The sequence below is a fragment of the Mesorhizobium sp. M7A.F.Ca.CA.001.10.2.1 genome, assembly GCF_003998575.1.
Classification (GTDB): domain Bacteria; phylum Pseudomonadota; class Alphaproteobacteria; order Rhizobiales; family Rhizobiaceae; genus Mesorhizobium.
The window spans coordinates 1-7,423 of the sequence record NZ_RZQY01000276.1 but is presented as its reverse complement, the minus strand read 5'-3'; the positions used below and the strand labels follow the sequence as shown (position 1 = coordinate 7,423).

At 62.7% G+C, this 7,423-nt stretch carries 8 protein-coding genes; 6 read left to right on the top strand and 2 right to left on the bottom strand.

Annotated elements, in window-relative coordinates; all coding sequences use genetic code 11:
- The 6 genes from EN964_RS18435 to EN964_RS18410 form a co-directional block, all read left to right on the top strand.
- A partial coding sequence (locus tag EN964_RS18435; RefSeq protein WP_245490666.1) for a glutamine amidotransferase occupies window positions 1–317 on the top strand: 317 nt, incomplete at its 5' end.
- Window positions 318–345: 28 nt separating this feature from the next.
- The gene (locus tag EN964_RS18430) at window positions 346–1,116 is read left to right on the top strand and encodes an ATP-binding cassette domain-containing protein (RefSeq protein WP_127271196.1); all 771 of its coding nucleotides are present in this window, start codon (window positions 346–348) and stop codon (window positions 1,114–1,116) included.
- 32 nt (window positions 1,117–1,148) lie between these two features.
- The gene (locus EN964_RS18425; RefSeq protein ID WP_127272226.1) at window positions 1,149–2,135 is read left to right on the top strand and encodes an autoinducer 2 ABC transporter substrate-binding protein; all 987 of its coding nucleotides are present in this window, start codon (window positions 1,149–1,151) and stop codon (window positions 2,133–2,135) included.
- Between the two features lie 8 nt (window positions 2,136–2,143).
- Window positions 2,144–3,130, top strand: a complete 987-nt coding sequence (locus EN964_RS18420) for an ABC transporter permease (protein WP_206517084.1) — start codon at window positions 2,144–2,146, stop codon at window positions 3,128–3,130.
- The gene (locus tag EN964_RS18415; protein WP_127270155.1) at window positions 3,127–4,086 is read left to right on the top strand and encodes an ABC transporter permease; all 960 of its coding nucleotides are present in this window, start codon (window positions 3,127–3,129) and stop codon (window positions 4,084–4,086) included. Before EN964_RS18420 ends, EN964_RS18415 begins: the two co-directional genes overlap by 4 nt.
- Window positions 4,086–5,402, top strand: coding sequence for a M20 family metallopeptidase (locus tag EN964_RS18410; protein WP_127276600.1), 1,317 nt, complete (start codon window positions 4,086–4,088; stop codon window positions 5,400–5,402). The genes EN964_RS18415 and EN964_RS18410 overlap by 1 nt, the downstream gene beginning before the upstream one ends.
- Before the next feature lie 177 nt (window positions 5,403–5,579).
- Here the strand turns inward: EN964_RS18410 and EN964_RS18405 are convergent, their stop codons facing one another.
- Window positions 5,580–6,104, bottom strand: a complete 525-nt coding sequence (locus EN964_RS18405) for a hypothetical protein (RefSeq protein WP_127270944.1) — start codon at window positions 6,102–6,104, stop codon at window positions 5,580–5,582.
- 160 nt (window positions 6,105–6,264) lie between these two features.
- Window positions 6,265–7,423: trigger factor (gene tig, locus EN964_RS18400; RefSeq protein WP_127276598.1), on the bottom strand; the 1,159-nt coding region annotated here is incomplete at its 5' end.

Here is a 7,423-nt window from a genome sequence, read left to right as displayed (position 1 = left end):
TACCGGAAGGCTTTCGTCCTGAGATCACTGGTTCCAGGGATCATCCGATTTTTGCCGGCATCGAGGGCGAATGGCCGCTGCTGCTCGGTGCCAACGAGGTCATCGCCCGTGATCGCGACGATGTCGAGGTCCTGGCGCGGCTGCCGCAGGACCAGGGCGGCCATCCCCTGCTGGTTACCGGGCGCCATGGCGAAGGGCGTACGCTGGTCTGGACGTCGGACATCGGTCCTCACTGGCTGCCGAACAGTTTTGTCGAATGGCCTGGCTACGCGCGGCTTTGGACCAACGTGCTGCGCTGGGTCAGCAACGCCGCCTAGCCGATCCGCAATCGTCGGGGAACCCGTCATGACAGAGCCCTTTCTTGTCGCCAGAAACATCGCCAAGCGCTTCGGCGCTCTGACCGCGCTGGCAAATGTCGATCTGGAGATCCGCTCCGGCGAGGTGCTGGCGCTTCTCGGCGACAATGGCGCCGGCAAATCGACCTTCATCAAGATCCTGGCAGGCGCTCATCCGCCCAGTGGTGGGGAGCTTGTGATCGAGGGCAATCCGGTCGCCTTTCACTCGCCCAAGGATGCCGCGGCATCGGGGATCGCGACGATCTTTCAGGAACTGGCGCTTTCGGAGAACCTGTCGATCGCAGAAAACGTCTTTCTCGGCCGTGAATTGAAACGCTCCATTTTTGGCATTCCGTTCCTGAAGCGCAAAGAAATGCGCCAGCGCGTCGACGGCCTGCTGAAGGAGCTCGACGCCCATATTTCCGATCCAGAAGCGCCTGTTGGCAGTCTGTCGGGCGGCCAACGCCAGGCCGTCGCAATCTGCCGGGCGCTCAATCTGAATGCCAGGCTGGTCATCATGGATGAGCCGACCGCGGCCCTTGCCGTTGCCGAAACGCGCAAGGTCCTGGCGCTGACACGGCGGCTTGCCGCGCGCGGCTGTGCCGTTGTGCTCATCAGCCACAACATTTCCGAAGTCTTCGAGGTTGCCGACCGCATCGTGGTGTTCCGGCGCGGCCGCAAGGTGGCCGAACGGCTGGCGGCCGATACCGATCACGAGGAAGTCGTTTCGCTCATAACAGGCGCTCATCCCGACGTGCGGGCGCTTGAAAAAACAAACTGAAACGCACGTCATTTCCAGAGAGGTTCAAACACATGCTTTCACAGTTCAAGAAAGTGCTCGCCGCTTCCGCACTGTCACTCGCCATTGCAACCGCGGCGCATGCCGCGGACAAACACAAGGTCGCCTTCGTTCCGCAATTGATCGGCATCCCTTACTTCAACGCCATGGAAGCCGGCGGCAATCGCGCCGCCAAGGACCTGGGCCTCGATTTCATCTATTCCGGTCCCGTCGACACCAATCCGGTCGACCAGTTGCAGATCGTCCAGAACCTGATCGATCAGGGCGTCGAGGCGATCTCGGTCAGCGTCCTCGATGCCTCCAGCATCGCACCCGTGGTCGAGAGCGCCAAGGCGAAAGGCATCAAGCTGTTCACCAGCGACAGCGACGCGCCCGACAGCGGCCGCGCCGTCTATGTGGCGCAGGCGACCGACGAAGGCCTCGGCACAACCATTGTCGACGAACTCGTCAAGCGCGTCGGCGAGGACGCAACCATCGGCATCGTCTCCGGCGAGGCAACGGCGTCCAATCTCAACGCCTGGATCGGCTTCATGCAGAAGCAAGCCACCGCCAAATATCCGAAGCTGAAGCTGCTCGCGCCGCAATTCGCCGGCGGCACCGCCGAACGCGCCGCGCAAATATCAGGCGATCTGATGGCGGCCAACCCGGACATCAAGGCGATCATCGCCGTCGCCTCCTCGACATGCCCGGGCGTAGCCCAGGCCATCGAAACCGCAGGCAAGATCGGCTCGGTCATCGGTGCCGGCTACTGCAGCCCGAACACGGCACGGTCTTACCTGAAGAGCGGAGCCTTCGGCTTCACCGTTCTCTGGGATCCCGAGCAACTCGGCTATCTCACGGTCTGGGCCGGCAAACAGCTGATCGACGGTAAGAGCTTCGAAGCGGAAAACAAGGTCGTCGGCCTGGAAAAGCCCGTCACCTATGATGCCGCCAAGGGCATTTTGCTTCTCGGGCCGCCGGCCGTCTTCACCAAGGACAATGTCGACAAGTTCAACTTCTGAGCTCTGAGATGAACGTGGTGCGGCAGTTTGGAAACGGTGTCTTCTCCATGAACGGGCGGGAGTGGTCTCTGTTTGTCGCCTGTTTGCTGGCGATCGTCATCTTTTCTGTCGCATCGCCGCACTACGCGACATCAGGCAATGCAGCCACGGTCTTGCGCAACAGTGTCGAACTGCTGCTGATCGGCCTTGGCATGACCCTGCTGCTCGCCATGGGCGGCATCGATGTCTCGATCGGCATCGTCATGGGTCTGGCGGCCATCGCCATCGGGCGTGTGCTCGGCGCCGGCGGCAATCCGCTGCTGGCGCTCATTGCAGGCCCTTTGGTCGGTGCGCTGCTGGGATGCGTGACCGCCGCCGTCGTTGTCCTCGGCCGCGTTCCGGCAATTGTCGGTACACTCGGCCTGCTTGGTGTCTACCGCACCGCCGTCTTCGTACTTCTCGGAGGGCAATGGCTTTCGGGCCTGCCCTCGAGCCTTACAGATCTTCTTGCAACCAGCGTGCTCGGCGTCCCCGTCCCTGCCCTGGTGATTGCCGTTGCCTATCTGGCCGTCTGGCTGGCGCTGCGGCGAACCCCTTATGGGCTGCATCTGCTGGCGATCGGCAATTCGGAGGAAAAAGCGCGGCTTTCTGGCATCCCGGTGATCAAGATCCGCTTCATGACCTTCGTCATCAGCGGTGTGCTGACTGGCATTGCCGCCACGTTCTATGTCGCCACCTATCGCAATGTGGAGATGACGATCGGCAGCACGCTGGCGCTCGACGCCATTGCCGCGGTCATTCTTGGCGGGACCAGCATATTGGGCGGCAGATGCAGCCTGATCGGCACCGTGCTCGGCGTGCTGCTTCTGAGAATCCTGCAGAACGGCCTGCTGCTGATCGGTGTCCCTTCCCTTTGGCAGCCTGTCGTCACCGGCGTTCTCATCATCGGCGTGCTTGGCTTCGAAGCTGTTTGCAACCGATTGCCGCTCGGCAGATTTCAACGAGCCCGCGCATGAAAACGCTCCGCAACCTGCAAGGCCCGGCCCTTACCCTGGCTTTGCTCTGTATGCTTTGGCTGATCGTGATTGTCGGCCTGCTGGCGCTCAGGCCTTCTGTTTTCAATCTCGGCACCGTCACCACCATTCTTCAGTTCTCGACGATCCTTGCCCTGGTCGGCCTTGGACAAGGGCTGGTCATCATGGCCGGTGGCGCCGGCATCGACCTCTCGGTCGGCGGTGCGGTCTCGCTGTCCGCCATCGTCGCGATGCTTTGCCTCAAGCTGGGATTGCCGCCGGTCCTGCTGCCCGCCGTCTGCATCCTGGCCGGCGCGATGCTCGGTGCCTTGAACGGATGGCTGGTGAACGGGCTCGCGCTTCTCCCCTTCATCGCGACGCTCGGCACCTTCTTCGTCTATTCCGGCGCTGCACTTGCCATTACCGGCGGCGCGGCCCAAGCAGGCGTGCCCTCCTGGCTGCTTGTGTGGGGGCGCGGCGTCGTCATGGGCATTCCCCTGCCCTTTCTCACCCTTGCCATCCCCTGCTTTGCGCTAGCCGGTTTGGTGCTGCTCTCGACAGCGTGGGGGCGCTGGATCTACGCCATGGGTTTCAACGAACGCTCGGCCAGGCTGGTCGGTATTCCGGTCGATCGCGTTCGCTTGATCCTCTACGCCTTGAGTGGCGCGCTCGCCGGCGCCGCTGGGCTCGTCTCGATCTCCTGGCTCGGCAGCGGCAGGCCCAATATCGGCCAGAACCTCGAACTCGAATCGCTGACTGCCGCCATGCTTGGAGGCATCGCCATCACCGGAGGGCGCGGTGGCGTTGGCGGCGTGTTCGCGGCCGTCCTGCTGCTGGTCACGCTGAAGACCGGCCTTCTGCAATTGAACATCAACACGGTTTGGCAGGTGGGGATTGTCGGCGCCCTTCTGGTTTTCGTCCTTCTCGCCGACCGACTTTCCCAACGTTGGAGATCATGATGCCGTCCATGGAAGAGATCATTGCCGCGCGCGTCGAGGCAAGCGCTGACCGTATCGTCCAAACGCTGAGCGATCTCGTCGCCTTCCCCTCGATCGTGAAATCCGATCCAAAGGAGGCCGGCCCCGGCGAGCGTGATTGCCAGCTCTATCTGCAAAAGCGGATCGAGGCGCTCGGCTTCTCGACCGATCTATGGGACCCGGATGGCCCTGCACTCTACGAAAAATACAAGGGGCGCGCCGGCGCCAACAAAGGCAGGACGTTCGAAGGCCGGCCCAATCTCGGCGGCGTCTTGAAGGGCACGGGCGGCGGTCGCTCCATCATGCTGACCGGCCATATCGATGTCGTCCCGCCCGGCGCCGCAGGGCACTGGACGACCGACCCGTTCCAGCCCGTCCTCAAGGACGGATTTCTACACGGCCGCGGTACGGTCGACATGAAAGGCGGCGTCGCCTGCATGCTGATGGCCGTCGAGATCCTGAAGGGACTCGACATTCCCCTGTCCGGAGACGTCGTCTTCACCACCGTCGTCGACGAGGAAATCGGCGGCATGGGGTCGCTGGCCATGGTCGATCGCGGCTTTCACGCCGACGCCGGCATCATGACCGAACCGACGGCGAACAAGATCGCACCGCTCTGTCACGGCATTCTGTGGGGGAAGATCATCATTGACGGCATAGGCGGGCATGCGGAGCTGACGCCCAATGCCTGGTATTCGAGCGGCCCGGTCGATGCCGTCCAGCTTTGCCGGCAAATCCTCGACGGCATCGACATCCTCAACCGGCGCTGGATGTTCGATCCCAGAAAGAACCATCCGTTGATGGACCTGCCCAACCAGATCATCGTCACCCAGATGAGCGCCGGCGAACATCCGTCCTCCATGGCAGAGCGCGGCGAGATCATCATCGACGCTCAATATCTGCCGAGCGAGCACGACGAGTTCAAACTGGGTGGCAACGTCAAACGCGAAATCGAAGAGCACATAGCCAATGTCTGCCAGGCAGACCCCTACCTGCGAAAGCACCCCGCCCGCGTCGAGTGGATCCTCGACGCCGATTGCGCCGAAATCCCCTCGGACAATCCCTTTGTCGGCGTCTTCCAGGAGGCCGTCAAAGAAGCCAATCTCTCGCCGGTCCTGAGTGGTTTTGGCGCGCACAGCGACATCGGCCTGCCGACCGGCCTCGGCAACACGCCGACCGTCAATTTCGGTCCCGGCGACCCCGCGCAGGCGCATCAGCCGAACGAACGCGTTTCGGTGCGCGATCTCGTCGATTGCACCAAGGCAATTGCAATTGCCGTCGAAAAATGGTGCCGCTAGCGGGCACCGCCAACATGAATGGATCGGTTAGCAATGCCACGACAGGCGGCGGCATCGTGGCCGAACTTGCGCTACTGCCTGGTGATGTCGTCGCGTTCTGACAGCCGGAGGTCCTGAGCAAGAGATTTTGAGGTCCTGAGCAAGCCATTCCTGTCGCCGCCCTGGCTCACGATCCGTTCACGGCGGATCGGTGTTGCAGCTGCCGGCTACCTGATTGACCGCTTCGCCGAACCCGGCGAGGTCGAAATCGGCCTCGCCGCGCCCCGCCAGCAGCCCGAACCGCCACGAAAGCTGGAGCCGGTTCGCGGCGACAAGGCGCCTGATGCCATCGGCGCCATCGCGCACCAGCATCCGGCCGCGCGGCCCGACCGCCCAGCTTTCATCGAACTTGCTCTCCTGATCGACCGTGATCGACATGGTGATCTTGCGGCTGGCCGAAACAGCGTCGTTCAATTGCAGCCATTCAGTCCAATGCGGCTCGCCGTTTGCCCGGCAGGCAATCGTCAGGATCGGGCTGTAGCTCAAGGCACCGCCGCCGGTGATCAGCTTGTTGGTTGCGTAGAGCGAGGCCGTGACAAGGCCGTCTTCACTCGTGCCGAAGCGCCAGTTGTCAGACACCGCGCCGGCCTGGGCGATGCCGCAGACCGAGACAAGGACCAGCGCGATTGCCGAAGCGTGTCCCAATTCGACGAACAGTCTCAACACGCCCTCCAACAACCAAGCGGCTTGCAATAGAAGCGCAGATAATGATCAAAGCTTGGTCGCCACAGGCCGTCGCTCGCGAAGCATGGCGGCTGTTGCAGTTTGGCAACGAAAAAGGCCGCCTGGAGGGCGGCCTTCCTGTTTCAGCGGAGCGCTGGTGTTATTCGGCGGCCTTCTTCTTCGGCGCGGCCTTCTTCTTGGGCTCTTCCGCGTCGTCGGCCTTCTTGGCGTCGGCCTTCTTGGCGGCGGCTTTCTTCGCCGGCTTCGCCTTGACGGAGGTCTCGTCCTCTTCGTCGTCGGCCATCAGCTCTTCCTTGCTGACCTTGACGTCGGTGACCGAAATCTGACCGAGCAGATGGTCGACCACTTTTTCCTCGAACATCGGCGCCCGCAGCGTGTTCAACGCTTCCGGGTTGTTGCGGTAGAACTCGAAGACTTCCTGCTGCTGGTTGCCCGGATAGCGGCGCACCTGCTCGAACAGGCCGCGCTGCAGCTCTTCGTCCGATACGGTCACGCCGGCCTTCTCGCCGATTTCAGCCAGCACCAGGCCGAGACGCACGCGGCGCTCGGCAAGCCGCAGATACTCGGCACGCGCCTCTTCTTCCGTCGTCTCTTCGTCGGCGAAGGTGCGTCCGGCTGCTTCCAGGTCACGATTGACCTGCGCCCAGATGTTGTTGAACTCGGCGTCGACGAGCTTCGACGGCGCCTCGAACGAATAAGCCGCATCGAGCTGGTCGAGCAGCTGGCGCTTCACCTTCTGGCGTGTCATGGCGCCGAACTGGTTCTCGATCTGGCCGCGTACGACGTCGCGCAGGCGCTCCAGCGACTCCAGGCCGAGGTTCTTGGCGGTCTCGTCGTTGATTTCCAGCGCGCCGGGCTGGGACACTTCCTTGACGGTGACGTCGAAGGTCGCTTCCTTGCCGGCAAGATGCGCGGCCTGGTAGTTCTCCGGGAAAGTCACGGTGACCTGCTTTTCGTCACCGGCCTTGGCGCCGACCAGCTGATCCTCGAAGCCGGGGATGAACTCTTTTGAGCCCAGCACCAGCGGCTGATCGGTGCCCGCGCCGCCATTGAAGGCTTCGCCGTCGATCTTGCCGACATAGTCGATGGTGACGCGGTCGCCATTGGCGGCCTTGCCGGTCTTCGGCTCGTAGCTGCGCGCCGATTCGGCAACACGCTGGACCTGCTCGTCGATCTCGGCATCAGGCACGTCGAACACCTGGCGTGTCACCTTGATGTCGGAAAAGTCCTTGATCTCGATCGCCGGGATGATCTCGTAGTTGAGGCGGAATTCGAAGTCGGCGCCGCCGGCCAGGATC